Origin of the sequence: Pseudomonas sp. (assembly GCF_050739655.1) — a bacterium.
Lineage (GTDB): Bacteria > Pseudomonadota > Gammaproteobacteria > Pseudomonadales > Pseudomonadaceae > Aquipseudomonas.
In genome coordinates this window covers 1-1,852 of record NZ_JBOIBY010000120.1, presented here as the reverse complement: position 1 = coordinate 1,852, position 1,852 = coordinate 1, and the positions used below count along the sequence as shown (strand labels likewise).

Here is a 1,852-nt window from a genome sequence, read left to right as displayed (position 1 = left end):
CGGCAGCTCCTACAGGTGTACACAAAACCCTGTAGGAGCTGCCGAAGGCTGCGATCTTTGCTTTAGAGCGGGGCGGGTTCTTGAGGCGGCTTGCTCTTGTCGATCCCCGGCACATGCAGGTTGCCCTCGGCGACTTGGTCGCCTTCAAGTTGCGGCTGGGTTACCCAGGTCAGGATGTCGTAGTAGCGACGGATGTTCGCCACGAAATGCACGGGCTCGCCGCCACGGGCGTAGCCGTAACGGGTTTTGCTGTACCACTTCTTCTCGGACAGGCGCGGCAGGATTTTCTTCACATCCAGCCATTTGTCCGGATTCAACCCTTCCTTGGCCGCCAGTTTGCGTGCGTCGTCGAGGTGACCGCTGCCGACGTTGTAGGCCGCGAGGGCAAACCAGGTGCGATCCGGTTCCTGGATCGAATCATCCAGTTGTTCCTTCATATAAGCCAGGTACTTGGCACCGCCCATGATGCTCTGCTTGGGGTCGAGCCGGTTGGACACGCCCATGGCTTGCGCGGTGTTCTGGGTTAGCATCATGAGGCCACGCACGCCGGTTTTGGAGGTGACGGCCGGTTGCCACAGGGACTCCTGATAACCCACCGCCGCCAGCAGGCGCCAATCGACTTTCTCTACCTTGGCGTAGGCTTTGAAGTGTTTCTCGTACTTGGGCAGGCGTTGCTGCAAGTGCTGGGCGAAGGTGGTGGCACCCATGTAGCCGAGGACGTCGACATGCCCGTAATAACGGTCCTTGAGGCGTTGCAGGGTGCCGTTTTTCTTGACCTTGTCGAGATACTCGTTGATTTCATTGAGCAGGCTGTTGTCGTCGCCTGCCGCCACGGCCCAGCTCTGGTTGCTGGCGTCACCCAGGTCGAAGGCGACCCGAATGTTGGTGAAATACACCTGGTTCATCGCGACTTCGTTGGAATCCACCAGGGTCAGGTCGATCTGGCCTTCGTCGACCATGCGCAGCAGATCAACGACCTCGACCGCGTCAGACTCTTCGTATTCAATGCCGGGAAATTTCTTTTTCAACTCCGCCAGCTGTTCGGCGTGGGTGCTGCCCTTGAGCACCATGATCTTCTTGCCCACCAGATCCTTAGCGTCGGTAGGGCGCGACTGGCCGTTGCGGTAGATGACCTGTGGAGTGACTTCAAGGTAAGAGTGGGAAAACCGCACCTGCTTCTTGCGCTCTTCGCTGCTGACCAGGCCGGCAGCAGCCAGCACCGGGCCGTTGGGCTTGCCCACCTGGTTGAACAGGTCGTCGAGGTTGTCGGCGGTCTCGATCTTGAGCTCCACCCCCAGATCGTCGGCAAAGCGCTTCACCAGCTCGTATTCGAAGCCGGTTTCACCGTTGCGATCCTGAAAGTAGGTGGCGGGGCTGTTTCGGGTAATGACCCGCAGCACGCCATCCTCCTTTACGCGCTCGAGGGTGTTGGGTTTATCAACACAGCCACTGAGCATCAGGAAGAGTCCGGTTGCGATCAGCCATTTGGCGAACCGCGGACGCAAAGCCATTGGGAAAAACATTTGCGCAGTATACGCAAAGGACCACGGGCGCCATATCTCGACAGCGAGGGGCTTGTCTGCTAGAGATCACAAAACCGTACGAAGCCCCGCAGGAATGGGCCTTTCCAGCGTTCTGTCTCAGTAAAAATAAGCTGTCGTCACGGTCGCTTTTAACCTGACTTTCGAGGCAAGAACACAGATTGGCACCCAGGTGCAACCGTGCGTAGCGTTTCGGGTGATGTCGCGGGCTGTTTAGGCTAGAATGCACGGCCTCAAAGCACACCCCTTCCCGAGGCTGTCCCGAAGATGTTGATCCTGCGCGGCGCTCCTGCCCTTTCTGCCTTTCGCCA

Annotated in this window: 1 protein-coding gene; it reads right to left on the bottom strand. The window is 58.5% G+C overall.

All coding sequences use genetic code 11. The annotated features are described in order from the left end of the window. Window positions 1-62 precede the first annotated feature (62 nt). Entirely contained in the window at window positions 63-1,523 is a 1,461-nt protein-coding gene (gene mltF / locus ACRESJ_RS06430; protein WP_431757166.1) for a membrane-bound lytic murein transglycosylase MltF, read from the bottom strand. Window positions 1,524-1,852 lie beyond the last annotated feature (329 nt).